At 72.7% G+C, this 25,264-nt stretch carries 15 protein-coding genes and 1 pseudogene; 5 read left to right on the top strand and 11 right to left on the bottom strand.

All coding sequences use genetic code 11. The annotated features are described in order from the left end of the window. Positions 1-40: 40 nt before the first annotated feature. The 6 genes from FOE67_RS01335 to FOE67_RS01310 form a co-directional block, all read right to left on the bottom strand. Complete coding sequence (locus FOE67_RS01335) at positions 41-1,792, bottom strand: carbohydrate-binding module family 20 domain-containing protein (RefSeq protein ID WP_182659876.1); 1,752 nt, start codon at positions 1,790-1,792, stop codon at positions 41-43. A gap of 578 nt (positions 1,793-2,370) precedes the next feature. Further along, positions 2,371-3,429, bottom strand: coding sequence for a LacI family DNA-binding transcriptional regulator (locus FOE67_RS01330; RefSeq protein WP_182659875.1), 1,059 nt, complete (start codon positions 3,427-3,429; stop codon positions 2,371-2,373). Next, positions 3,426-5,087 carry a glycoside hydrolase family 13 protein gene (locus FOE67_RS01325; RefSeq protein ID WP_182659874.1) on the bottom strand — a complete coding sequence of 554 codons (1,662 nt, stop codon included), beginning with the start codon at positions 5,085-5,087 and terminating at the stop codon, positions 3,426-3,428. Before FOE67_RS01325 ends, FOE67_RS01330 begins: the two co-directional genes overlap by 4 nt. 128 nt (positions 5,088-5,215) lie before the next feature. Beyond that, positions 5,216-6,232: a sugar ABC transporter permease gene (locus tag FOE67_RS01320; RefSeq protein ID WP_228473443.1), complete on the bottom strand. Its 1,017-nt coding sequence runs from the start codon at positions 6,230-6,232 to the stop codon at positions 5,216-5,218. A gap of 2 nt (positions 6,233-6,234) precedes the next feature. Then, a complete protein-coding gene (locus FOE67_RS01315; protein WP_182659873.1) occupies positions 6,235-7,275 on the bottom strand; it encodes a carbohydrate ABC transporter permease in 1,041 nt (346 codons plus the stop codon). Positions 7,276-7,328: 53 nt separating this feature from the next. Then, positions 7,329-8,603 (bottom strand): extracellular solute-binding protein, encoded by a 1,275-nt coding sequence (locus FOE67_RS01310; protein WP_182659872.1) that lies wholly within the window; start codon positions 8,601-8,603, stop codon positions 7,329-7,331. 444 nt (positions 8,604-9,047) lie between these two features. Here FOE67_RS01310 and FOE67_RS01305 point away from each other — a divergent pair, with 444 nt between their 5' ends. The 3 genes and pseudogenes from FOE67_RS01305 to FOE67_RS01295 form a co-directional block, all read left to right on the top strand. Beyond that, positions 9,048-10,415 (top strand): extracellular solute-binding protein, encoded by a 1,368-nt coding sequence (locus tag FOE67_RS01305; RefSeq protein WP_182659871.1) that lies wholly within the window; start codon positions 9,048-9,050, stop codon positions 10,413-10,415. A gap of 158 nt (positions 10,416-10,573) precedes the next feature. Next, on the top strand, positions 10,574-11,641 hold the full coding sequence (locus FOE67_RS01300; RefSeq protein ID WP_182659870.1) for a LacI family DNA-binding transcriptional regulator: 1,068 nt from the start codon (positions 10,574-10,576) through the stop codon (positions 11,639-11,641). A 36-nt stretch (positions 11,642-11,677) separates the two neighbouring features. Then, positions 11,678-12,511: pseudogene (locus FOE67_RS01295) on the top strand (phosphatase PAP2 family protein); the annotation flags it as partial. A 331-nt stretch (positions 12,512-12,842) separates the two neighbouring features. Here FOE67_RS01295 and FOE67_RS01290 read toward each other — a convergent pair. The 5 genes from FOE67_RS01290 to FOE67_RS01270 form a co-directional block, all read right to left on the bottom strand. Next, complete coding sequence (locus FOE67_RS01290) at positions 12,843-15,932, bottom strand: bifunctional [glutamine synthetase] adenylyltransferase/[glutamine synthetase]-adenylyl-L-tyrosine phosphorylase (protein WP_182659868.1); 3,090 nt, start codon at positions 15,930-15,932, stop codon at positions 12,843-12,845. 152 nt (positions 15,933-16,084) lie between these two features. Then, positions 16,085-17,446, bottom strand: coding sequence for a gamma-glutamylpolyamine synthetase GlnA2 (glnA2, locus tag FOE67_RS01285; RefSeq protein ID WP_182659867.1), 1,362 nt, complete (start codon positions 17,444-17,446; stop codon positions 16,085-16,087). 277 nt (positions 17,447-17,723) lie between these two features. Continuing rightward, positions 17,724-18,875, bottom strand: coding sequence for an alkaline phosphatase PhoX (locus FOE67_RS01280; protein WP_182659866.1), 1,152 nt, complete (start codon positions 18,873-18,875; stop codon positions 17,724-17,726). 382 nt (positions 18,876-19,257) lie between these two features. Continuing rightward, complete coding sequence (locus FOE67_RS01275; RefSeq protein ID WP_182659865.1) at positions 19,258-19,944, bottom strand: response regulator; 687 nt, start codon at positions 19,942-19,944, stop codon at positions 19,258-19,260. Between the two features lie 370 nt (positions 19,945-20,314). Beyond that, the gene (locus FOE67_RS01270; RefSeq protein ID WP_182659864.1) at positions 20,315-21,241 is read right to left on the bottom strand and encodes a universal stress protein; all 927 of its coding nucleotides are present in this window, start codon (positions 21,239-21,241) and stop codon (positions 20,315-20,317) included. Between the two features lie 277 nt (positions 21,242-21,518). Between FOE67_RS01270 and FOE67_RS01265 the strand changes: the two genes are divergently transcribed. Next, entirely contained in the window at positions 21,519-23,342 is a 1,824-nt protein-coding gene (locus tag FOE67_RS01265) for a GAF domain-containing sensor histidine kinase (RefSeq protein ID WP_228473439.1), read from the top strand. A 77-nt stretch (positions 23,343-23,419) separates the two neighbouring features. Continuing rightward, a complete protein-coding gene (locus tag FOE67_RS01260) occupies positions 23,420-25,183 on the top strand; it encodes an NAD+ synthase (protein WP_182659863.1) in 1,764 nt (587 codons plus the stop codon). The last annotated feature ends 81 nt before the right edge of the window (positions 25,184-25,264 follow it).

The raw sequence follows: 25,264 nt of genomic DNA, 5'->3' as shown, positions 1-25,264 counted from the left end.
GAACCCCGGGAGAAGAGGGCGGAGGCGCGGGGGCGGCGGGTCAGTTGCGCCAGGTGTCGTTGAGCGTCATCCGGCCGGAGGACGGCACGGTGGCGGTGCGGTTGTTCCCGGATTCCCAGGTCACGTTGCCGTTGGCGTCCCTGCGGACGTACTTGTACTGGAAGGTGGTGCCCGGGGGCAGGTCCAGTTCCAGTCGCCAGATGGGGTAGGTGTCGGCGCTCATGCGGGGGGCGTTGGCGGTGTTCCAGTTGCCCAGCTGCGGGATGTTGCCCGCGACGTGGATGTTCTGGCCCATCTGCGTGGTGGCGTCGACCCCGAAGGAGGCGCCGCCGGTCACCGGGTCCTCGCCTCCCCCGGTGCCCCCGGTGCCCCCGGTGCCGCCGCCGGTGCAGTTGCGGGCGTCGACGTGCAGGGCGAGGGCGGTGCGGGCCCCGAGGCTCGCGGTGAACTGACCGCTGCCGTTGACGGTGACCCGGGTGTTGTTCTGCACGTTGCAGTAGTCACCGGCCGGCAGGGAGGTCTGGAAGGTCCGGTTCAGCGTGGTGTTCTCGTGGTTGATCACCACGTAGCCGCGGTTGCCCCGGCCGAAGGCGATGGCGTTGTTGCCGTTGGACCACCAGTTGGTGACGGCCTGCCCCCGGGTGGCGTTGCGGAAGCCCACCATGGAGGAGATCTCCTGCCAGGCGTGCTGGCATTTCCACCCGCTCTGGTAGCAGGCGGTCACGTTGCCGTTGTTGGGCGGGCCGGCGTCGAAGTTGCTGAACTCGTAACCGGAGTGCACGTCCGGGCTGCCGTAGGGCCAGGCCAGCATGAAGACGTTGGCCAGGGTGTAGGTGGCGTTGTCCTTGTAGCTGAGGGTGGAACCGTTGCGCTCGGTGTCGTGGTTGTCGACGAAGACGCCGGAGCGGTTGGAGGGCATGTAGCCCCAGGACTCGCCGAAGTTCTGCAGATTGGCGATCCGGTCGCCCTGGAACATCCGCTTGAGGTCGAACGCGTAGCGGAACTCCTGCACGTGACCGGCGTCGAGGTACTCCTCGGGCGTGATCGCCTCGCCGGCGCCGTAGATGACCTCCTGGTTCCAGAAGACGTCGCCGCCGTTGACCCGGGCGCGGATCTGTTCCATGTGCCGGGCCGGGATGTGCTTGACGGCGTCCACCCGGAAGCCGGCGACACCCCAACCCAGGAGGCGGTTCATGTAGTCGGCGATCTGCTGCTGGACGTAGGCGCTGCCGGTGTTCAGGTCGGCGAGGCCGACCAGCTCGCAGTTCTGGACCCGCCAGCGGTCGTTGGTGTAGTCGCTGCCCCGGATGTCCTCGCGGCAGGAACTGAAGTCGTTGCTGCCGTACAGGCCCGGATAGTTGTACTTGGTGTAGGAGGTACCGCCGGTGCCGGTGCCCGAGCCGGCGGACATGTGGTTGATGACCGCGTCCACGATGACGCCGACACCCGCGTTGTTGCAGGTGTTGACCATCGAGCGGAACTGCTGCTCGTTGCCGAGCCGGCCGGAGATGTCGTAGCTGACGGGCTGGTACTGGGTCCACCACGCGGAGCCCTGGATGTGCTCCTGGGGCGGCGAGACCTGCACGAAGCCGTAGCCGGCGGGACCGAGTCGCTCGGTGCACTCGCGGGCGATGGAGTTGAAGTTCCAGGAGAACAGGACGGCGGTGACGTCCTTGTTCCCGGGCGGTGCGGCCTGGGCGGTGGGGGCGCCGAGCGTCACCGCGGCGGTGGCGGCCGCCGCCAACCCGACCAGGGCGGTGCGCACGGCTCTCCTGACGCCTCTTTCGGACATGGGTCCTCCACGTTGAGGTGAGGGGGGTGCCGTCCCGACGCTGTCCCCGCGCCGGGGCGTCCGTGCGGCCGGAAGGCAACGCGCCATGCCCGGAAGGCCGTTGAGCCGTGAAAGGCTCTTGCTGCAAGTGGTTGAACCTTGCGGCAATCTCTTGCAGGGGAGACCGTAGAACGCACCGGTAACCCGGTCAAGACCCCTGACACAACCCGGTAATGCCCGCGTCCTTCGAACGCAACCTCTTTCGCAAGAGCTTGCGGGCTGTTAACCTCGCGTCACCCCCGGTCGGTCGGGGGCCGGCCACGGCCCCACGCGCCCGACCGACCGGGTGCCAGGCCCGGGGCTCCCCCACCGGCACGCCGACAGCGGCGTGGGCCGGCCACCCCGGCACCTCCGCACCGTGCCCCCGGCCCGGTCCACGATCCCCTCGGGGGTCGTGGACCGGGCCGGGGGCGTATCGGCACGCCGGGAGGTCGGGACGGCCCACCGACCAATGAGCGGGGCCCCGGTGCGGAACCGTTCGGTTCCGCACCGGGGCCCGGTGCGCCGCCGGCCCCTCCGGCCGGTGCCGACGGCGAACCTCAGGGGGCGCCGTGTCCGTCGAGGACCAGGCCCGAGGGGGGTTGGGCCGTCGAACCCCGCACCACCAGCTCGGGTTGGAAGACGAACTCGGTGTGGTGCACGGGGTTCCCGCCGATCTCCTCCAGCAACGAGTTGACCGCCGCGGCGGCCATCGCCCGCACCGGCTGGCGCAAGGTGGTCAACGGCGGGTCGGTGAACGCGAACAGGTCGGAGTCGTCGTACCCCACCACCGAGACGTCGCCGGGGACGTCCAGACCCCGGCCGCGCACGGCGCGGATCGCCCCCAGCGCCATCATGTCGCTGCCGCAGACCACGCCGGTGCACCCGGCGTCCAACAGCGCCGCCGCGGCGGCCTGTCCGCCCTCCACGCTGAACAGGGTGTGCTGCACCAGACCCGCCGCCGTCGCCTCGGCCTCGGTGAGCCCGAGGGCGGCGAGGAACCCCTCGCGCTTGCGCCGCACCGGCACGAAGCGCTCCGGCCCCACCGCCAGGCCGATCCGGCGGTGACCCACCTCCCGCAGGTGCGCCACCGCCATGCGGGTGGCGGCCGCGTCGTCCGGCGAGACGAAGGGGGCGCCGATCCGCGGGTTGTAGCCGTTGATCAGGACGAACGGGACCCCCCGTCCCGCGAGGCGGGTGTAGCGGGAGGGGTCGGCGCTGGTGTCGGCGTGCAACCCGGACAGGAAGATGATGCCGGTCACCCCGCGCTCGACGAGCTGTTCCACCAACTCGTCCTCGGTGGCCCCGCCGGGGGACTGGGTGCACAGCACCGGCGTGTAGCCGTGGCCGGCGAGTGCCTGCTCGATGACCTGGGCGAACGCCGGGAAGATCGGATTGGTCAGCTCGGGGATGACCAACCCCACCAGGCCGGCGCTGCGCCGGCGCAGCCGCACCGGACGCTCGTAACCGAGGACGTCCAGCGCGGCGAGCACCCGTTGCCGGGTGCCGGCGGCCACGCCCGTCTTGCCGTTCAGCACCCTGCTGACCGTGGCCTCGCTGACCGCGGCCTGATGGGCGATGTCGGCGAGCCGGGCGGGGGCCGCCTGCACCTCCGTCATGCGGCCCACCAGCCGGCGGTGTCCCCGGGCAGCGGACCGGTGCCGTCGAAGTCCTCGTTGGAGATGAGGAGTTCGGCGTTCTCCGGCAGGATTCCGGCGAGTTCGGCGGGAGTGGTGCCGGTGTTGACCACGCAGATCACCGAGCGGCCGATGGAGGTGGTGCGGCGGAAGGCCAGCACCTCGGCGGGGGCGTCCAGCCACTCCACGCCGTCACCGGCGCCGAGCGCGGGGTGCTCCCGGCGGATCGCCAGCGCGCTGCGGTACATCTCCAGGGTGGAGGTGGGGTCGCCGGTCTGCTCCTCCACCGACAGCTCGGCCCAGTCGGCGGGCTGGGGCAACCAGCTGCCGCCCTCGCCGAAACCGAGCGACTCGCCCCGCCGGGACCAGGGCATCGGCACCCGACAGCCGTCGCGCAGCCCGTCCTGACCGTTGTCCTTGAAGAAGGAGGGGTCCTGACGCACCTCGTCGGGCAGGTCGGTGACCTCGGGAAGGCCGAGTTCCTCGCCCTGGTAGATGTAGGCGGAGCCGGGCAGCGCCAGCATCAGCAGGGTGGCGGCGCGGGCCCGCCGCAGACCGCCGCCCAGGCGGGTGCGGTGGCGCACCACGTCGTGGTTGGAGAGCACCCAGGTGGTGGGGGCGCCGACGGGCCGCATCGAGTCCAGCGAGGAGTTGATCACGCGCCGCAGGTCGGCGGCGTCCCACCCGGTCATCAGGTAGTGGAAGTTGAACGCCTGGTGCAGCTCGTCGGGGCGCAGGTAGAGCGCGGTGCGGTCCTCGCTGGGGGTCCATGCCTCGGCGACCCCGATGCGCTGCCCCGGGTACTCGTCGAGGATCTCGCGCCAGGAGCGGTAGATCTCGTGGACGCCGTCCTGGTCGAAGAAGGGCAGCTGCTGGTTGCCCAGCAGCTTGAGCTGGCCGGCGGAGCCCATGTCGGGCAGGCCGGGCGCCTTCACCATGCCGTGGGCGACGTCGATGCGGAAGCCGTCCACGCCCATGTCGAGCCAGAACCGCAGGACCGAGCGGAACTCGTCGCGCACGGCCGGGCTGTCCCAGTTGAAGTCCGGCTGCTCGGGGGCGAACAGGTGCAGGTACCACTCGCCGGGCGTGCCGTCCGGGTTGAGGGAGCGGGTCCAGGCGGGGCCGCCGAAGATCGACTCCCAGTCGTTGGGGGGCAGTTCGCCGTTCTCCCCCTTGCCCGGACGGAAGTGGTAGCGCTCGCGCAGCGGCGAGCCGGGGCCCTCGCGCAGGGCGCGCTTGAACCACTCGTGCCGGTCGGAGGAGTGGTTGGGGACCAGGTCGACGATCACCCGCAGACCCAGGTCGTGCGCGTCGCGGATCAGCGCGTCGGCGTCGTGCAGGTCGCCGAACATCGGGTCGATGGCGCGGTAGTCGGCGACGTCGTACCCGGCGTCGGCCTGGGGGGAGGCGTAGAAGGGGCTGAGCCACACGGCGTCCACGCCGAGTTCGGCCAGGTACGGCAGGCGGGCACGGACACCGGGCAGGTCGCCCATGCCGTCGCCGTTGCCGTCGGCGAAGGAACGCGGATAGACCTGGTAGATGACGGCGCCGCGCCACCAGTCCGCGCGGTCGTCGGTCACGGTCGGGGCCTCGGCGGGCGCGCCTGCGGGCCGGGTGCGGTCGGCGAGGTGCTGGGTCATGTCATCCCTGTGGTGTGTCGGGGGGACGGCCGGAGCCCGGTGGGTCCGGTCGGCGTCCGCGCGGTCGGGCCGGGTCGATCGGAGCGGGTCGATCGCCCCCGTCCGGCCGGACCGCGCGGACGGACGGGTCACGCCTTGGTCGCTCCCGCGGTGAGCCCGGCCTGCAGGTGCCTCTGGGCGTACCCGAAGACCAGTGCGGCGGGCACCGCGATGAGGACCGCGGCGGCGGTCATGTAATGCCAATCCTGGGTGTGCTGGTTGACGAAGGTCTGCAAACCACCCGCGAGGGTGAGGTTGCGTTCCCCGGTCATGAAGGCGGTCGCGTAGGCGACCTCCGCCCACCCGGTGACGAAGCTGTAGAAGGCCGTCACCGCGAGGCCGGGCTTGGCCAGCGGCAGGATCAGCCGCCAGAAGGTGCCGAAGGGGCTGAGCCCGTCGACGCGTCCCGACTCGTCGATCGCGACCGGGATGGAGTCGAAGAAGCCCTTCATCATCCAGGCGCAGAACGGCACCGCGATCGTCAGGTAGGTGACGATCAGGCCCACCGGCTGGTTGAGCAGGCCGTAGCGGGCCATGAGGTTGTACAGCGGCACGATCAGCACCGCCATCGGGAACATCTGGGTGAGCAGGAGGGTCCACATCAACGACCGCATGCCGGGGAACCTGAACCGACTCAGCGCGTACCCGGTGGTCGAGGAGATGAACACCCCCAGCACCGTGGTCAGGGTCACGATGAAGACCGAGTTCCCGAACCAGGTGAGGAAGGCGGTGTTGTTGATGACGTGGTCGTAGTTCTCCCACGTGAAGCCGGCGAACAGGGTGAGCGAGAACGTCTCCTGCCGGGGCTTGAAGGAGGTCACCAACAGCCAGAACGGCGGGAAGAGCGCGATGAACGCCGCCACCAACAGGCCCGCGTGCAGGCCGAAGGAGGCCAGCGGGCCGCGCTCGCCGCGCCGCCGCACGCGCCGGGCGCGTCCGTCGGCGGGCGGGGTCCCGGCGCCGGCCGCCCCGCCGGGGGCGGGGGTGCCGGTGGCCGCGGTGACGGCCGGGGCGGCGTCGCCGCCGGTGGGGGGAACGCCGTCGGCGTCCCGGGCGGGGGCCGTGCCGGTGTCACCGGTGGTGTTCCGGGTGTCGCGGGTGTCCATGGTCACCACACCTCTCCCTGCTTGCGGAGCACCCGGCGGTAGGCCAGGGCGAAGGCCACCAGCAGCAGCAGGATGAGCACGCCCCACGTGGCGGACTCGGCGAAGTCCCGCGGGCTGCGCTGGAAGGCGAGCTTGAACGCCTCGGTGACCAGGATGTCGGTGGAGCCGGCGGGGCCGCCGCCGGTGAGCAGGAAGATCACCGGGAACATGTTGAAGGTCCAGATGCAGCTGAGCAGGACCACCGTGGAGCTGACCGAGCGCACGCCGGGCAGCGTGATGTTCCAGAACCGCTGCCAGGCGTTGGCGCCGTCCATCTCCGCCGCCTCGTACTGCTCGGCGGGGATGGACTGCAGGGCACCGAGCATGGCGATGAGCATGAAGGGCACGCCCAGCCAGACGTTGACCGCGATCACCGAGACCTTGGCCCAGAACGGGTCGGTCAGCCAGGTCATCGCGCTCAGTCCGCCGCCCTCCAGCGCGGCGTTGAGGATGCCGTTGCGCTCGTTGAACAGCATCCGCCAGGCGAAGATGGAGACGAAGGCGGGGATCGCCCACGGGAGGATCAGCGCCATGCGGTAGATCGCCCGGCCGCGCACCCGCCGGTTGAGCATGTTCGCCAGGACCAGGCCGATGGTGAAGGTGATCGCCACGCAGGAGACCGTCCACACCACCGTCCAGGTCAGCCGGTCCCAGAACTGGGCACCGCCCAGGACGGAGAGGTAGTTCTCCAGTCCGACGAACTCGTAGGTCGCCTCGATGGTGTTGACGCCGATCCGTCGCTCCACGTTCGCCTCGTTGGCGTTGGTGAAGGTCAGGTAGACGCCGCGGACCAGGGGCCAGCCGATGATCACCGTGATCACCGTGACCACCGGGGCGATCATCGTCCAGGCGTACCAGTGGGTGGACAGTGCCCTGCGGAACCGTCCGGGCGGGGGCGGGGGCCCCTGCTTCCCGTTCCTCCCGGTCGTGCGGCCCCGGCCGGGGGCACCGTTCCCGGTGCCCCCGGCCGTCGTCACCGCCGACCGGCTGCTCGTGCCGGCCATGTGTCGGTCAGCCCCTCGTCTCTTCGGCTTCCAACCGTCGACTCACCGTGAACTCACTGCCAGTCGAGCAGGTCGCGGTAGCGGTCGCCGATGGCGTTGGCGGTCTCCTCGGCGTCGGCGCGGCCCAGCAGCATGGCCTCGACCTCCTCGCGCAGCGGGTCGAACAGGGAGTTGGCCTCGGGGATCCAGGCGCGCTCGTGCGCGACCTCGACGGCCGGGGCGAAGAACTCGACCATCTCGTTGCCCGCCACCGAGTCCACCTCGTAGACCGAGGAGCGGGTCGGCAGGAGGCTCAGCTCCTCGGTGATGCGCTGCTGGACCTCGGCGGAGGCCATGTAGGCGACGAACTCGTAGGAGGCGTCGAGGTTGGCGGAGCCGGCGTAGACGCCGTAGTTCCAGCCGCCCTGCGGGGCGCCCTGGGAGGAGCCGCCGGCCGGGACCGGGGCGACGCCCAGGTTCTCCTCGCCGATGGCGTCGCGGGCGTCGTTGATCGCCCACGGGCCGTTGATCATCATGGCGACGGAGCCCTCGCCGAAGGCGCCCATCATGTTCTGCCACCCGTCGGTGGTGTCGGTGATGGCGGCGCCGGAGTCGAGCAGGTCCTGCACGGCCTCGAAGGCCGCCACGCCGGAGGCGTCGTCGATGGTGACGGTCTCGCTGTCGGCGTCCACCAGGTCGCCGCCCTCGCCGTAGATGAAGGGCAGGAACCAGTAGGCGTCGTCACCGCGCAGGTAGAAGGGGGCCTCCAGGCCCTCCCCGGTGAAGGCCTCGGTGGAGGCCTTGATGTCATCGAGGGTCTCGGGCACCTCGACGCCGGCGGCGTCCAGCAGCTCCTTGTTGTAGAAGAGCGCCAGGGTGTCGATCACCTGCGGCACGGCGTAGGTGGTGTCGTTGAACTGGGTGCTGGCCCAGGCCTGCTCCAGGAAGTCCTCCCGGTCCTCGACGGCCGGGGTGTCGTCCAGCGGGGCGAGGTAGCCGAGGTTGGCGAAGTCGGAGACCCAGGCGACCTCGGTGCGCATCACGTCCGGGGCCTCGTTGGCGCCGGCGGCGTTCTTGAACCGGTCCTGCGCGCCGTCCCAGCCGATGTTGACGTAGTCGACGGTGACGTCGGGGTGCAGCTCCGAGAACTCCTCGGCGACCGCCCGGAAGACCTCGGCCTCGGTCTCGTTGGAGGTGTCCCAGAAGGTGACGGTGCCGGAGAGACCGTCGCCACCGGAACCCGAACCGGCGCCGTCGGAACCGTTGTCCCCGTCGTCACCGCCACCGCAAGCCGTTGCCGCAAGCGCCAGGGCCGCGATGACCGCCGTTGTCCCTATGCTGCGCCGCATGTGAACTCCTTCTCAGCGTTATGCCCTCTTCCGGGTGTTCCGGGTGCGCCGGCACCCCTCGCGTCGCTACTCCGCGGCGCCGGGCCGAGCAGGAACGTAACAGCGGGGCAATCTTTTGGAAAGACCTTGCGGCAATTTTCTGCAAGCGATCGGCGCATCGTGTCGGCGGGGTTCCGCTCCGCAGCCGTTGCTGCTACGTTTCCCGGCCATCGCCACGGTGACGAACGCGGGCCCCGGAACCGCCGCGAACCCCCGCGGAGCCCGTATGACGAACCGGTAACGGCCGGTCGGCGGCATCGCGCTCCTCCGCACCGGGAGGGTCGGAGCGGCCGAAAGACGCCCCCCTCGGCACCGCCGGCGGTTGCTGCAAGTACTTACAGGCCGGAAGCGGTTCGGGGAAGGATCTCGACCGGCGCACAGTGGGGCGAGGACGCGGGAGGCGGCGTGAACGACGTGGATCACACGGGGGCGGCGGACGGTGCGGGGGTCCCCGCCGGGCCCCGGAGGAGGAGACGGGCCCGGGGCGTGCCGGCGGGGGCGGCGCTCCTGGTGGCGGCCGTGACGCTCCTCCCCCTCGCGGCCTGCGGCACCGGCGACGACGACGCGGGGGCGGAGGCCGTCACCGGATCGATCACCTTCTGGGACACCTCCAACGAGACCGAGGCCCCGCTGTTCAACCAGCTCGTGGCCGCCTTCGAGCGGGAGCATCCCGGCATCGACGTCGACTACGTCAACGTGCCCTTCTTCGAGGCCGAGCGACGGTACCTGGACGCGGTCGGGGCCGGCACGGCCCCCGACGTGCTGCGGGCGGACGTGGGGTGGACCGCGAACATGGTGGCGGGCGACCTGTTGGCCGACCTCACCGGCACCCCGGCCGAGCCGGACCCCGGGGAGTTCCTGGAGACCGCCGTGGAGAGCGTCCTGTTCGGGGACGCCGTGTACGGGGTCCCGCAGGTCACCGACACCCTGGCGCTGATGTACAACAGGGAACTCTTCGAGCGGGCGGGCCTGACCCGGCCGCCCCGGTACTGGTCGGAGGTGGAGGAGTACGGCCTGGCCGTCGCCGGGGCGACCGACGCCGAGGGGATCGTGCTGAACACCGACGGGTACTTCGCGCTGCCCTTCCTGTACGGCGAGGACACCGACCTGATCGACCCGGACGCCCGGACCATCACCGTGGCGGGCCCCGCGGCGGTGCGAGGCCTCTCCGCCGCCGCCTCCCTGGTCGAGTCCGGCGCCGCGCCGGTACCCCCCGGGGAGGACGCCTACGGGGCCATGCAGGGCGCCTTCAAGCGGGGTGACGCCGCCATGATGATCAACGGGCCCTGGGCGGTGGCCGACCTCCTCGACTCCTCCGTCTTCGCCGGCGGGGACAACCTCGGCATCGCCCCGGTGCCCGCCGGCAGCGGCGGCACCGCCGGCTCCCCCACCGGCGGCCACAACCTGGTGGTCTCGGCGGGCACCCGGAGCCCCGACGCCGCCCACCTCTTCGTCTCCTTCATGACCGCCGCCGAGCAGCAGGAGAAGGCCGCCCTGGAACTGGGGCTGCTGCCGACCCGCAAGGCCGCCTACAGCGACGCGGTGCTGGCCGACCCGGTGCGCAACGCCTTCTACTTCGCGCACACCAAGGCGGTGCCGCGCGTCCCGCTGCCGGAGGGGTCCCGGATGTTCGCCGACCTGCAGGAGGTCTACACGGACGTGCTGCGCGGGGGGACCACGCCCGCCGAGGGCCTGGCGGCCACCGCCCTGGCCTGGCAGGAGGACCTGCTGACCGACCACGGCGTGGTCACGGCGGGCACCGACGGCGGATGACCGCCCCGTCCCCCCGTCGGCCCCGGGGAGACGGGGAGACGGGTGCCGGGCGTGTCCCCGCCGGGACACGCCCGGCGGCACGCACATTCCGGGTGATTCCCGAAGAATCACCGTCTCATGGTGGGCAGCGCCCCCGGTGACCGGTACAGTCCGATTTCGTGACCGCACGGCTTGCCGACATCGCAGCCCAGGCGGGGGTCAGCGAGGCCACGGTCAGCCGAGTCCTGAACGGCAAACCGGGGGTGGCCGCAGGCACCCGCGAAGCCGTGCTGGCCGCGCTGGACCTGCTCGGCTACGAGCGACCGGCCCGGCTGCGACAGCGCAGCGCGGGTCTGGTGGGCCTGATCATCCCCGAACTGGAGAACCCCATATTCCCGGCCTTCGCCCAGGTCATCGCCCAGGCGTTGACCCGGCAGGGCTACACCCCGGTGCTGGCCACCCAGACCCCCGGGGGATCCACCGAGGACGAACTCACCGGCATGCTCGTGGAGCGCGGCGTGGCGGGCATCATCTTCGTCTCCGGCCTGCACGCCGACACCACCGCCGACATGGAGCGCTACGAGCGCCTGCGCGGCCACGGCGTGCCGTTCGTACTCGTCAACGGCTTCTCCCCCGAGGTCCGGGCCCCCTTCGTCTCCCCCGACGACCGCGCCGCCATGGGGCTGGCGGTCGCGCACCTGGCGTCCCTGGGCCACCGCCGCATCGGGCTGGCGCTGGGGCCGGTCCGGTTCGTGCCGGTGCAGCGCAAGATCGAGGGCTTCGTCCGCGCCATGGCGGACGAGGTGGGAACGGACGCGGAGGGGAGCCGGGAACTCATCCAGCACTCCCTCTACACCCTGGAGGGAGGCCAGGCGGCCACCTCGGCACTGCTGGACCGCGGCTGCACGGCCGTGATCTGCGCCAGCGACATGATGGCCCTGGGCGCCATCCGGGCGGCGCGCGGGCGCGGCCTGACCGTGCCGCGGGACGTCTCGGTCATCGGCTTCGACGACTCACCGCTGATCGCCTTCACCGACCCGCCGCTGACCACCATCCGACAGCCGGTGCCGGCGATGGGCCAGGCCGCGGTGCGCGCCCTGCTGGAGGAGATCGGCGGCACCCCCGCCCCGCACAGCGAATTCGTCTTCCTCCCCGAACTGGTGGTCAGGGGATCCACCGCCGCCGCCCCGGGGGGTGTCTCCGTCGCGGGGAGGACGAGCCCGGCCGAAGACCGTTCCCGGGGATGATCGGCGGCCCTCCCGGCTCTGGCAGACTGAGTTCCCATGGGGGACACGGTTGTCGGAGTTGTCGGCGTGAAGGAAGACCAGCGGGTGAACACGGAGGTCGTGGGCAAGGGGCACGGTGAGCACCCGGCCGGAGGCGGTCGGCCGTTCGCCCGCCTGCGTGTCCCGCGACGCCCGCGCCTGTGGTTCGAGTTGCTGCTCATCGCGGTGAGCTACTCGGTCTACTCGATGATCCGCAACGCGGTCCCCGATCAGGAGGTCGTCGCCCAGCGGAACGCCGAGCTGATCTGGGACATCCAGCAGGCCATGGGGTTGGCCTTCGAGCGAGCCGTCAACCACGCCGTCAACGAGATCACCTGGCTGATCACCGGCGTGAACTACTTCTACGCCACCCTGCACTTCCTCGTGACCATCGGCGTGCTCGTCTGGCTGTTCCGCAGCCATCCGGGCCGCTACGGGGCGACCCGCCTGGTGCTCTTCGCCACCACCGCGGTGGCCCTGGTCGGCTACTACTTCTTCCCGCTCGCCCCGCCGCGGCTGATGGAGGGAATGGACTTCATCGACACCGGGCTGGTGCACAACACCTGGGGCTCGCTCTCCTCGGAGAGCATGCAGACCGTCTCGAACCAGTACGCGGCGATGCCCTCCATGCACATCGGCTGGTCGGTGTGGTGCGGGATCACCCTGGTGATGCTGGCCCGGCGGCGGTGGGTGCGGCTGCTGGGGGCCCTGTACCCGGTGGCCACGCTCTTCGTGATCGTGGCGACCGCCAACCACTTCTGGCTGGACGCGGTGGGCGGGGTGATCTGCCTGGCCTTCGGCTTCCTGGTCTCCGGCCTGTGGTTCGGACGGCTGTGCTACCGGCTGCCGCGCGAACCGGTGGGCCACGACACCCCCACCCACACGGGGGGCGGGACGCCCGGCGGTACCGGGGGACCCGCCGACGCCCCCCGGGGTGCCCGGACCGCCGGTGCCGCCCCCGGCCCGGTGGAGGACCCGGACCCGGGAGCGAACGCCGCGCCCCACGGGGAGGGGGAGTCCGGCTCCGAGGACCGCGACCCGCCCCACCCGAACCGGACCGTCGACCGGCCCGGCACGGTCGGGGTGCGCCCCCGCCTGCCGCTGGAGGTCGGTCCGACCCCCTCGCCGCGACCGCCGGCGGTCTGACCCGCCGCGGACCGGGGCGGGGGGCGGGACCCCGGGGTCAACCGCCGTAGAAGAGGTCCTCCACCACGGTCCGGGCCCGTCGGGTGGTGCGCCGGTAGTCGTCGAGGAGTTCACCGGCGTGGCCCGGCGGGTATCCCAGGTAGCGGGCGACCGCTCCCAGCTCCCGGCTCTCGGTGGGGAAGGTGTCGCCGGGCCGGCCGCGCACCAGCATGACGGCGTTGCGCACCCGCCCCGCGAGCAGCCAGGCCTCCTGGAGCACCCGGGCCTCCTCGTCGGTCAGCAGCCCCGCCCGGTGGGCGGCGACCAGCGCGGGCCGGGTGGAGGTGGTCCGCAGCTCCGGCAGCCGGGCGGCGTGCCGCAGCTGCAGCAGTTGTACCGTCCACTCGACGTCCGACAACCCGCCCCGGCCGAGCTTGGCGTGCAGCGTGGGGTCCGCCCCGCGCGGCAACCGCTCGGACTCCATGCGCGCCTTCAGGCGGCGGATCTCGCGGATCGCGTCCGCGTCGGGACCGCCCTCCGGATAGCGCAACGGGTCGATCAGCCCGACGAAGCGACGCCCGAGGTCGATGTCCCCGGCCACCGGGGCCGCCCGCAGCAGGGCCTGGCTCTCCCAGGCGACGGACCAGCGGCGGTAGTACGCCGCGTAGGAGGACAGGGAGCGGACCAGGGGCCCGGTGCGGCCCTCGGGTCGCAGGTCGGCGTCGACGAGCAGCGGGGGGTCGGTGGCCGGGATCTGCAGCAGCCGCCGCATCTCGTTGACGACGGCGAAGGCCGCCTTCCCCGCCTCCTCCTCCGGGACGCCCTCCCGGGCCTCGTACACGAAGATCACGTCCGCGTCGGAGCCGTAGGCGGCCTCGCCCCCGCCGAACCGCCCCATGCCCACGACCGCCAGGCGCACCGGGGGTTCCGCCTCCCCGCCGTGGGCCCGCACCGCCGCGCGCAGGGCGCCGGCGACGGTGACGGCGGTGATGTCGGCCAGGGCCCGACCGATCCGGTCGAAGCGCTCGGGGTCCGCCGCGCCCGGGACGGAGGGGGTGTCCTGCGGGTCGGCCGGGGCCGATCCGACCGACCCGCCCGGCCGGGCGGTGTCGGCGGAGCCGCTCTCCTCCTCGCGGGGGACGGAGGGAGCGGCGGCGTAGGCCTCGATGACGTCGGCCGCCGCGGTCCGGAACAGCTCCCGACGGCGCACCCCGCGCACGGCGGTGACGGCGCTCTCCGGGTCGGAGTGCCGCCCGACCGCGGCCATCACCTCCTGCTCCAGGCTCGCCAGGCCGCGCGGCGCCAGGGTCTCCTCGCCGCCGAGCAGCGCCACCGCCTCGGGGGCGCGCAGCAGCAGATCGGGGGCGAAGCGGCCGGCCGAGAGCACCCGGGCGAGGTTCTCCGCCGCGGTGCCCTCGTCCCGCAGCAGCCGCAGGTACCAGGGGGTGTCGCCGAGGGCGTCGGAGACCTTGCGGAAGTTGAGCAGCCCGGAATCGGGGTCGGCGGCGTCCGCGAAGCGGTCCAGCAGGACCGGCAGCAGGGTGCGCTGGATGGCGGCCTTGCGGCTCACCCCCGAGGCGAGGGCCCGCAGGTGGCGCAGGGCGGCGCCGGGATCGGCGTAGCCGAGGGCCACCAGGCGCTCCCCCGCCGCCTCGGGACCGAGCCGGGCGGCGCCGGCCTCCAGGCGGGCGACCGCGTCCAGCAGGGGCCGGTAGAACAGCTTCTCGTGCAGCTTCCGGACCACCGCGGCGTGCCGGCGCCAGACGGTGTTCAGCTCCGCGACCGGGTCGCGGGTCAGGCCGAGCGAGCGACCGAGGCGGCGCAGCTCGCTCTCCTCCTCCGGCATCAGGTGGGTGCGGCGCAGGCGGAAGAGCTGGATGCGGTGCTCGACGGTGCGCAGGAAGCGGTAGGAGGCGTCCAGGTCCGCGGCGTCGCGACGCCCGACGTATCCGCCCGCCGCCAGCGCGGCCAGGGCGTCCAGGGTGGTGGGGCTGCGCAGCTCGGGATCGCCGCGGCCGTGGACCAGTTGCAGGAGCTGGACGGCGAACTCCACGTCCCGCAGACCGCCCGGCCCCAGCTTCAGCTCGCGTTCCAGTTGCCCGGCGGGGATGGACTCCTCCACCCGGCGGCGCATCCGCTGCACGTCGGGGACGAAGTTCTCGCGGGCGGCGGCCTCCCAGACCAGGGGGGCGATCGCCGCGTGGTAGGCGGCGCCCAGCTCGGCGTCGCCGGCGACCGGGCGGGCCTTGAGCAGGGCCTGGAACTCCCAGGTCTTCGCCCAGCGCCGGTAATAGGCCAGGTGGCTGTTGAGGGTGCGCACCAGTGGGCCGTTGCGGCCCTCGGGGCGGAGGTTGGGGTCCACCGGCCAGATGGTGCCCTCGGCGGTGGTGTCCGAGCACAGTCGCATCATCCGACCGGCCAGGCGGGTCGCCGCCTGCAGGGCGACGTGCTCCTCCACGCCCTCGGGGGGTTCGGCGACGAAGATCACGTCCACGTCGGAGACGTAGTTCAGCTCGCGCCCGCCGCACTTGCCCATGCCGATGACCGCCAGACGGCACCGCGCGGCGTCCTCGGGGGCCTCCTCCCCGGCGATCCGCAGGGCGACCCGCAGGGTGGCGCCGGCCAGGTCGGCGAGTTCGGCGGCGGCCTCCGCGAAGCCGTTGGTGCCGCTCATGTCCCGGGCCGCGATGAGCAGCAGCGCCCGGCGGTAGGCCAGACGCAGGCCGTCGGCGTCCCGGGCACCGGCCAGGGCCGCCTCGAAATCGCCGATGTCGGGGTGCAGCTCGGCGGCGCTCCGGAAGGCCGCCAGGGCCTCCCACTCGCCGGGGTGCCGGGCCAGGTGGTCGCCGAGCGCCTCGGAGGCGCCCAGGACGGCGAGCAGCCGATCCCGCAGGGGCTTGGCGGACAGCACGGTGTCCACCAGGACCGCCCGCCGCTCCGGTGGCTGCGCCTCGACGATGCGCGCCAGGGAACGGAGCGCCAGATCGGGATCGGCGGTGGCGCCCAGCCCGTCGAGCAGGACGGTGTCACCGCCCCCGATGGCCCGGGGTTCGATGGTGTCCAGGAGCCGGACGGCACCGGTGGGGTCGGTGAACCCCCGGCGCAGCAGTTGCCCGAACCGGCTGTCCCGTCGCCCGCCCTGCGACACGGTGGTACTCCTTGCTCGCGTGGGGTGTGTGCCCGTGGTGCCCGCGCCGTCGGGGCGACGACGCCTCGTTGCCCCTCCCCGTCGTCCCGTTCCCGCCGTGCTCCTCGACGCCCCCGGCACCCCGCCCCGGGCGGGGTGCCGGGGGCGCCCCCTCAGAGCACCGGGAGGTTCTTGCGCAGTTCGAAGGGGGTGACCTCGGAGCGGTACTCCTCCCACTCCTGCTTCTTGTTGCGCAGGAAGAAGTCGAAGACGTGCTCGCCCAGGGTCTCGGCGACCAGTTCGCTGCGCTGCATCAGCTCGATGGCCTCGCCGAGGTTCTGCGGCAGCGGGTCGATGCCCAGCGCGCGGCGCTCGGCGTCGGTGAGGGCCCACACGTCGTCCTCGGCGCCGTGCGGCAGCTCGTACCCCTTCTCGATGCCCTCCAGACCGGCCGCGAGCAGCACGGCGTAGGCCAGGTAGGGGTTGGCGCCTGAGTCCAGGGACCGGACCTCGACCCGGGTGGAGCCGGTCTTGCCGGGCTTGTACATCGGCACCCGGATGAGCGCGGAGCGGTTGTTGTGGCCCCAGCAGATGTAGGAGGGTGCCTCGCCACCGGCGCCGGCCGGGCGGTTGGCCCCGCCCCAGATCCGCTTGTAGGAGTTGACCCACTGGTTGGTGACGGCGGAGATCTCGGCGGCGTGCCGGAGCAGACCCGCGATGAAGGAGCGGCCCACCTTCGAGAGCTGGTACTCGGCGCCGGTCTCGTGGAAGGCGTTGCGGTCGCCCTCGAAGAGCGAGAGGTGGGTGTGCATGCCCGAGCCGGGGTACTCGGAGAACGGCTTGGGCATGAAGGTGGCCTGCACGCCCTGTTCGAGCGCGACCTGCTTCATCACCAGCCGGAAGGTCATGATGTTGTCGGCGGTGGTCAGCGCGTCGGCGTAGCGCAGGTCGATCTCCTGCTGGCCGGGGGCGCCCTCGTGGTGGGAGAACTCCACCGAGATGCCCATGGACTCCAGCATGGTGATGGCCTGGCGGCGGAAGTCCATGCCCACGTGCTGCGGGGTGTGGTCGAAGTAGCCGGAGGAGTCGGCGGGGACCGGGGCCCGGCCGTCGGTGGGCTTCTCCTTGAGGAGGAAGAACTCGATCTCGGGGTGGGTGTAGAAGGTGAACCCGAGGTCGGAGGTGCGGGCGAGGATGCGCTTGAGCACGTACCGGGGGTCGGCGTAGGAGGGCGAGCCGTCCGGCATGAGGATGTCGCAGAACATCCTGGCCGTGCCGGGGGCCTCGGCCCGCCAGGGGAGGATCTGGAAGGTGCCGGGAGCGGGCTTGGCGATCATGTCGGACTCGTGGACCCGGGCGAAGCCCTCGATCGCGGACCCGTCGAAACCGATGCCCTCCTCGAACGCCTGCTCCAACTCGGCGGGGGCGACGGCCACCGACTTCAGGAAGCCCAGCACATCGGTGAACCACAACCGGACGAACCGGATGTCGCGCTCTTCCAGCGTGCGGAGCACGAATTCCTGCTGCTTGTCCATCTCCACCCAATCCTCGCTGGTCAGGCCGCCCGCTTCCGGGGCACGGAAACCGTCCGGGCCACGGGAGCATTCCACCACACCGTTTCGGGGGCGTTGCGCACGCGCGTCCGACCGTCGGACGGGGCACGTCCCCTCACGGTACTGCCCGGCGTCCGCCCCGTCGGGAGGCGCGGGTCCGGGGGCCGGGCGGGTCGCCCGCCGGCGGAGCCGACGGGCGACGGGAAGCCACGGGAGGCCACGAGGGGTGACCAGGAGTGACGGGTGACGGGTGACGGGGTCAGCGGGAGGTGCGGAAGGGGCCGGTCACCTCGTAGGTGATGCCCCCGCTGCTGGAGCCGCTGGTACCGCGCTGGGAGGAGAAGTAGAGACGGTTGCCGGCCGGGTTGAAGGCCGGGCCGCAGATCTCCGAGGAGTTCTGCCCCGTGATCCGCAGGAAGGGGGCCACCACGTCGTCGGGGGTGATGATGCAGATCTCCATGTTGCCGCCGTCCTCGGCGACGTAGAGGTCCCCCACGGGGGTGCCGGTGATGTTGTCCACGCCGGTCAGGGGCGGGTTGGCGGTCAGGTTGTCGTCGTAGACGATGTCCAGGGTGTTGGCGGCGGCGTTGTACGCCCACACGCGGTTGTCGCCCTTGGTGGTGAAGAAACAGATGTTGCCGCGGTAGTAGCAGCCCTCGCCCCCGTTGAAGCGCCGCGTGTCGGGCACCTGGTTGCGGGTGAGGGTGGAGGCGGCGGAGGGGTCGGGGACGGTGACCCACCGCAGCGCGCTGCCGTTCTGGGTGAGGATCTGCAGGGTGCCGGAGGAGAGGTCGCCCCAGGTGGTGGGGATGAAGCGGTAGAAGCCGCCGGTGGTCTCGTCCTCCGTGAGGTAGATGACCCGACGGTCGGGGTCGCAGGCGGCGGCCTCGTGGTTGAAACGGCCCATGGCGGGGCGTCGGACGGCCGCGTTCACCCCGCGCGGATCGGTCTCGTAGACGTAGCCGCGGCTCACCTCCTCGCAGGAGAGCCAGGTGTTCCACGGGGTGGCACCGCCCGCGCAGTTGCGGTTGGTGCCCGACAGGATGGAGTAGGCGCCGGTGATGCCGCCGTTGGCGTTGAAGCGGATCGCCCCCGCGCCGCCCGCGCCGTTGGAGAGTTCGGCGTTGGAGACGTAGATCCAACCGCTGCCGTCGGCGAAGCAGGCGCCCCCGTCGGGGGCACCGTGCCAGCGGTGGGAGGTGCCCGCGACGAGTTGGGAGGAGCGGGCGACGATCCGGCTGGTGAAGCCCTGCGGCAGTTGGATGCCGTTGGCGTCCGCGGCCCGCAGCGCGCCGTAGGGGCTCGGGCCGGTCTGGGCCGGGTAGCCGAAGGACTCGCGGGTCATGGTGAACCCGAAGGCCACCGCGCCCGCGCCGACGACCGCGCCGCGCAGGAGATGACGCCGTTCCATGACTGCTCCTTGTGGAGGACGGCCCCGCCGCGCGGCGGGGCACCGGGGATGAGCACGGAAGGAACGGAACGACCTGCGGGCGGCGCGGCGTCCACCGTCCCGGAACGCCCCGGAGGGCCTCCGCGGACCCGGGGTGCCGGGCCCCGGGAGTTGGGGGGGACTGCGGTGACGGTGTGCGCCGGCCGACCCGCGGTCGGACCGAGCGGAGCGTAGCCGCGCGCTTTCCGCCCGGGCAGGAGCGATTGGGGGTCCGGCGACCGGACGGTTCGTGAACTCCACGGAACCGCCGGGGCGTTCGCCGGCCACCGGGGAAGCGGCAAACGTCGAACACCCCCACCGGGGTGGGGGTGTTCGACGGATGATCGGGCGCGGGCCCGGGGTGTCAGGAGCGCTCGCGGATCCGTTCGACGATCACGGCGGCCTGGATGCGGCGGCTCACGCCGAGCTTGGCGAGGATGGCCGAGATGCGGTTCTTCACCGTCTTCTCGGCGAGGTAGAGCCGGCCCGCGATCTGTCGGTTGGTCAACCCCTCGCCCACCAGCTCCAGGATCTCCCGCTCGCGCGGGGAGAGCCGGGCCAGCTCCGGCGGCACGTCGGCGTCCTCGGGCTCGCGCAGACGGGCCATCACCCGGGCGGTCGCGCCGGGGTCGAGCATGGAACGCCCGGCGGCGACGGTGCGCACCGCCTCGATGAGGTCGGACCCCTTGATCTGCTTGAGCACGTACCCGGCGGCACCGGCCATGATCGCGTCGAACAGGGCCTCGTCGTCGTCGAAGGAGGTCAGGATGAGGCAGGCCAGTTCCGGCATGCGGGCGCGCAGTTCACGGCAGACCTCGATGCCCTCGTGGTCCCCGGCGGGGTCGCCGCCGCCCAGGCGGACGTCCAGGACGGCCACGTCCGGCCGCACCGCGGGCACCCGGGCCAACGCCTCGCGCGCGGTCGCCGCCTCGCCCACCACCTCCAGGCCGGGGGCCGCGCCGAGGAGGTCGCGCAGACCGCGTCGCACCACCTCGTGGTCGTCGAGGAGGAAAACCCTGATCGGGTCGCCACCGGTGGTCGTCTCCGTCATCGCACCGTCCCTGTCGCCGGTCCCGCTTCGTCCCCGTGCCGGCCCGCGCGGTCCCGTTCCGGAGGATCTCCGGAGGGAGGGGTGCCGCACGTCCTCACGCCCCCACTGTCGCACGGCCCGGGCCGTGCGGGGCAGGGCCGGTCGGCCCTGCCGGGACCGAACGGCCGGTTCCGGCCCCCGAACCACCGGAACACCGGGACGGATGCCGCGAACGGAATGAACCGAATGAATCGGGTGAATGGTGCGGGCGTCGGGAACGGTGACAGCGGGACGAAAGGAGACGGAAGGCCCCTCCCCCGGCCCCCTTCGCGCCCGTCGACCGCTTCGACCCCTTCGACCCCTTCGACCGCTTCGGTCCCTTCGGCCTCCCTCAGCCGACCGGAACCAACAGCACCGGGCAGTGCGCGTGTTGCAGGACGGCGTGGGTCACCGGTCCCAGCCGCAGTCCGAGCCGGCGCGGCCGGCGGTGGGTGGCCAGGATCAGCACCGACGCCGTGCGGCTGGCCTCCACCAGGACCGGAGCCGGCCTGCCGGTGACGTGCACCGGCTGGACGACGATGCCCGGGTGGACGTCCCGGAAGGGCGCGGCGGCCAGCCGCGGCACCTCCTCGGCGGTGTCCCCGTCCTCGGTGTGCGGCCACGCGTGCAACAGGCGCAGGGGAACGCCACGCCGCCGGGCCTCCTCGAAACCGAAGGCCACCGCGTCGGTGTCCGCCTCGGACTCGATGCCGACCAGCACCGGCCCGTGCGGCCGGGGCGGTTCGCGCCGCACCACCAGCAGGGGCCCCTCGGTGTGCGAGGCCACCCGCAGGCTCACCGAGCCGATGAGCAGACCGGCGAACCCGCCGTACCCCCGGGCGCCGACCACGGTCAGGGCCGCACTGCTCCCGAAGTGCACCAGGGCCCGCGGGGCCGACTCCGTGGTGAGCGAGGAGACCACCCGCAGCCCCGGGTGGTGCGCGCGGGCGCGGTTCGCCGCCTCCTCGACCACCGCGCGGGTGGCGCGGTACCGCATCCGGCCGCTCTCGGCCGAACGCCCGGCGGGGCCGGGCTCGCGGTCCCACGGCCAGCCGCACAGCACCTCCAGGACGGCCCCTCGCCTGGCCGCGTCGGCGGCGGCGATCTCCAGGGCGCGCAGCGAGTGCTCGGAACCGTCCACCCCGACGAGCACACGGCCCCCCGGGGGCCCGGTGTCCTCCTGCCGGAGGGGAACGTCGCCGGGGACGTCCGCGGTGACGGGACCGACGGGACCGGGGTCGTACTCCCGAATCCCGGTCCCGTGAATGGTGTCGCTCATGACCGGCCTCCCTCACACCTCGGGGTCACCGATGCCGAAAACGGGTCCCCGTATCAGCAGGGTGCCCCGGTCCGTGGTGAATCGCCCGGGGCCGGCAAGGCCGTGCGCGGGGGCCGTTCGGCCCCCGCACCCCGGGACCCGGAGGGTGCGGCGCGCCCCGGGGGCCCTCCGGCGACGGATCCCGCGCTCCGTGACCCGACCCCTCCACCCGGAAAGCCACCCATGGGATCATGGCCCCGGCGAGGACGGACATCACTGCGAGCACGGCGGAGGGCGAATGCCGGGCGGCGAAGAACGCGAGGCAACCGAACAGCGGCGGACGATACCGGCCCCGGGGCCCCCCGGGGACCCCGCCCGGGAGGAGCCCGGCCCGGGGAGGGGTGGGAACGGCCGGCCGTCGAGCACCCCGCAGTTGCGCCTGGACCAACTGCTGGACGAGTTGCAATCCCGTCTCGACGCCGCGCGCGGCACCCAGAACCGCATGCACAGCCTGCTGGACGCGGTGCTGAGCGTGGGGCGCGAACTGGACCTGGAGCAGGTGCTGCGCCGGATCATCGAGGCGGCCGTGGCGTTGACCGATTCCGAGTACGGCGCGCTCGGGGTGATCGGCGAGCGCCACGAACTGGACCAGTTCGTGCACGTGGGGCTCGACCCGGAGCAGGCCGCCCGGATCGGGGAACTGCCCAGTGGCCGGGGCATCCTCGGCGAGCTGATCCAGCGCCCGGAGCCGCTGCGGCTCCGGAACCTGACCGAGCACCCGGCCAGTCACGGCTTCCCCCCGAACCACCCGCCGATGCACAGCTTCCTGGGCGTGCCGATCCGGGTGCGCGAGGAGGTGTTCGGCAACATCTACCTGTCGGAGAAGCGCGGCGGCGCGGAGTTCGACGAGGAGGACGAGGCGGTCCTGGGGACGTTGGCCGTCGCGGCGGGTGTGGCGATCGACAACGCCCGGTTGTACCACGAGAGCCGGCGGCGCACCCGGTGGCTGGAGGCGCTGGCGGGGATCAACCGGAGTCTGCTGTCGGGCTCCTCCTCCGACGAGGTGTTGCGGCTGATCGCGCGCTCCGCCATGGATGTGGCCGAGGCCGACACCGCCTGTGTGCTGATGCCCGCCGAGGACACCGACCGGCTGCGGATCACCGTGGCCGAGGGACAGCCCGCCGAGCGGTTGCTGGGCAGCACCCTGCCCGGTGACGAGTCGCTGGCCGTGGTGGCGGCCCGCACGGGCGAGCCGGTGGTCGCCGGGGACCTGCGCTCCGAGCCCCGGGCGCGACTCTCGCCGGGGGTGGAGGAGGACCACGGTCCGGCGGTGGCGGTGCCGATGCCCACCCGGGAGGAGAACGGCGGCGCGCTGCGACTGACCCGGCTGGCGGGGCGTCCCCGCTTCGACGAGACGGAGGTGGGGCTGCTGTCCAACTTCGCGGCCCAGGCGGCGCTCGCCCTGGAGCTGGGGCGGCACCGGGCGGAGGCCGAGCAGTTGGCGCTGCTGCACGACCGGGACCGGATCGCCCGCGACCTGCACGACCTGGCGATCCAGCGGCTCTTCGCCACCGGCATGACGCTGCAGAGCGCCGCCCCGCTGATCGAGCACCCGGCGGCGGCCGAGCGGGTGGGTCGGGCGGTGGACGACCTGGACGAGACCATCAAGATCATCCGTTCCACGATCTTCGCCCTGCGCACCGCCGAACAGGGCGGCGGGGACCCGGCCTCGCTGCGCCGGCGTCTGGCCCGGGCGGTGGGCGAGGTCGCCGGCCACCTGGGGTTCACGCCCTCGCTGCGGGTGGAGGGGGCGGTGGACGCCCGGGTGCCCCCGGACATCGCCGACGAGCTGCTCGCGGTCCTCGCCGAGGCGCTGAGCAACACGCTGCGGCACGCCCGGGCCCGTCGGGTGGACGTGGCGCTGAGCGTGCGGGACCGGATCGTGTTGACGGTGAGCGACGACGGGGTGGGCCTGGGCGACAACGAGCCGCGCGGCGGCCTGGTGAACATGCGTTCGCGGGCCGAGTTGCTGGGCGGCGCGCTGCGACTGGAGCCGGGCACGACCGAGGGCGGGGGCACCCGCATCCACTGGGAGGTGCCCTTCCCCGAGGAGGGGTCGTGAGCCCCGCGCGACACGCCGGGGCTCCGCCGTTCGGCCGATAGCGTCACTTGGACGATTAGGGGCGTAGACTCATGTCCGTGCCCCAGCTTCGTCTCGCCCTGAACCAGACCGACTCCTGCGTCGGTGACCTCTCCGGCAACGCCGAGGAGGTGATCCGCATGACCCGGCGGGCCGCCGAACACGGGGCCCACCTGGTCGCCTTCCCCGAGATGATGCTCACCGGTTACCCGGTGGAGGATCTGGCGCTGCGCCGCTCCTTCGTCGAGGCCGGCCGGGCCGCGCTGGAGGAGCTGGCCGCGCGTCTGGACCGGGAGGGATTCGGCGACCTGCCCGTGGTCGTCGGCTACCTGGACCGCAGCACGGAGGACCACCCGCGCCCCGGTCGACCGGCCGGCTCCCCGCAGAACGCCGCCGCCGTGCTGCACGGCGGGCGGGTCGCCCTCTCCTTCGCCAAGCACCACCTGCCGAACTACGGCGTCTTCGACGAGTTCCGCTACTTCGTGCCCGGCCGCACGCTGCCGGTCGTCCGGGTGCGCGGGGTGGACGTGGCCCTGGCCGTCTGCGAGGACCTGTGGCAGGACGGCGGTCGGGTGCCCGCCGCCCGGGAGGCCGGGGCGGGCCTGCTGCTGTCGATCAACGCCTCGCCCTACGAGGTGAAGAAGGACGACGCGCGCCTGGACCTGGTGCGCCGCCGCGCCCGCGAGGCCGGCTGCGCCCTGGCCTACCTCGCCCTGTCCGGCGCCCAGGACGACCTGGTCTTCGACGGCGACAGCATCGTGGTCGACGCCGACGGCGAGGTCGTGGCGCGGGCGCCGCAGTTCGCCACCGAGTGCCTGGTGGTGGATCTGGAGCTGCCGGCCGCCGCCGGCGAGCCGCCCTCCGGGACGGTCGCCGACGGGATGCGGATCGACCATCTGACGCTCTCCGCCGACCCGGTGCCCGCCTACGAGCCGGAGTACCCGGGCGGGGTCGCCGAACCGCTCTCCGACGAGGCGGAGATGTACGGTGCCCTCGTCGCCGGCCTGCGCGGCTACATCACCAAGAACGGGTTCGGGTCGGTGCTGATCGGCCTGTCCGGCGGCATCGACTCCGCGCTGTGCGCCGCCATCGCCTGTGACGCGCTGGGTCCCGAACAGGTGCACGGCGTGTCCATGCCCTCGCGCTACTCCTCGGACCGCTCGCGACACGACGCGGCGGAGATGGCCCGGCGCACCGGACTGCACTTCCGGACCGTCTCCATCGTCCCGATGTTCGACGCCTACCTGCAGGCGGTGAAGCTGACCGGTCTGGCGGAGGAGAATCTCCAGGCGCGGCTGCGCGGCACCCTGCTGATGGGCATCTCCAACCAGGAGGGGCACCTGGTCCTGGCGCCGGGCAACAAGAGCGAGCTGGCGGTGGGCTATTCCACCCTCTACGGCGACTCGGTGGGTGCCTACGGCCCGATCAAGGACGTCTACAAGACCTCCGTCTACCGACTCGCCCGGTGGCGCAACGCCGAGGCGGAGCGGCGCGGGGAAACCCCGCCGATCCCGGAGAACTCCATCGTCAAGCCCCCCAGCGCCGAGCTGCGCCCGGGGCAGGTGGACGCCGACTCGCTGCCCGACTACGACCTCCTCGACGCGGTTCTGGAGCGGTACGTGGACCGGGACATGGGCGGCGCGGAGATCGTGGCCGAGGGCTTCGACGCCGAGGTGGTGACCCGGGTGCTGCGGATGGTGGACGCCGCCGAGTACAAGCGGCGCCAGTACCCGCCGGGCACCAAGATCTCCGGCAAGGGCTTCGGCAAGGACCGCCGACTGCCCATCACCAGCCGCTGGCGGGAGAACCCGACCATCGGGTGATCCGGCCCGGTGGCGCCGGGCGCGAACGGCGGGAGGGGCGGGACCGGTTGTCACCGGTTCCGCCCCTCCCGCCGTTTCCCG

The organism is Streptomyces calidiresistens, assembly GCF_014141525.1.
GTDB classification, from domain to species: Bacteria; Actinomycetota; Actinomycetes; order Streptomycetales; family Streptomycetaceae; genus Streptomyces; species Streptomyces calidiresistens.
This window is presented reverse-complemented; position numbering and strand designations above follow the sequence as displayed.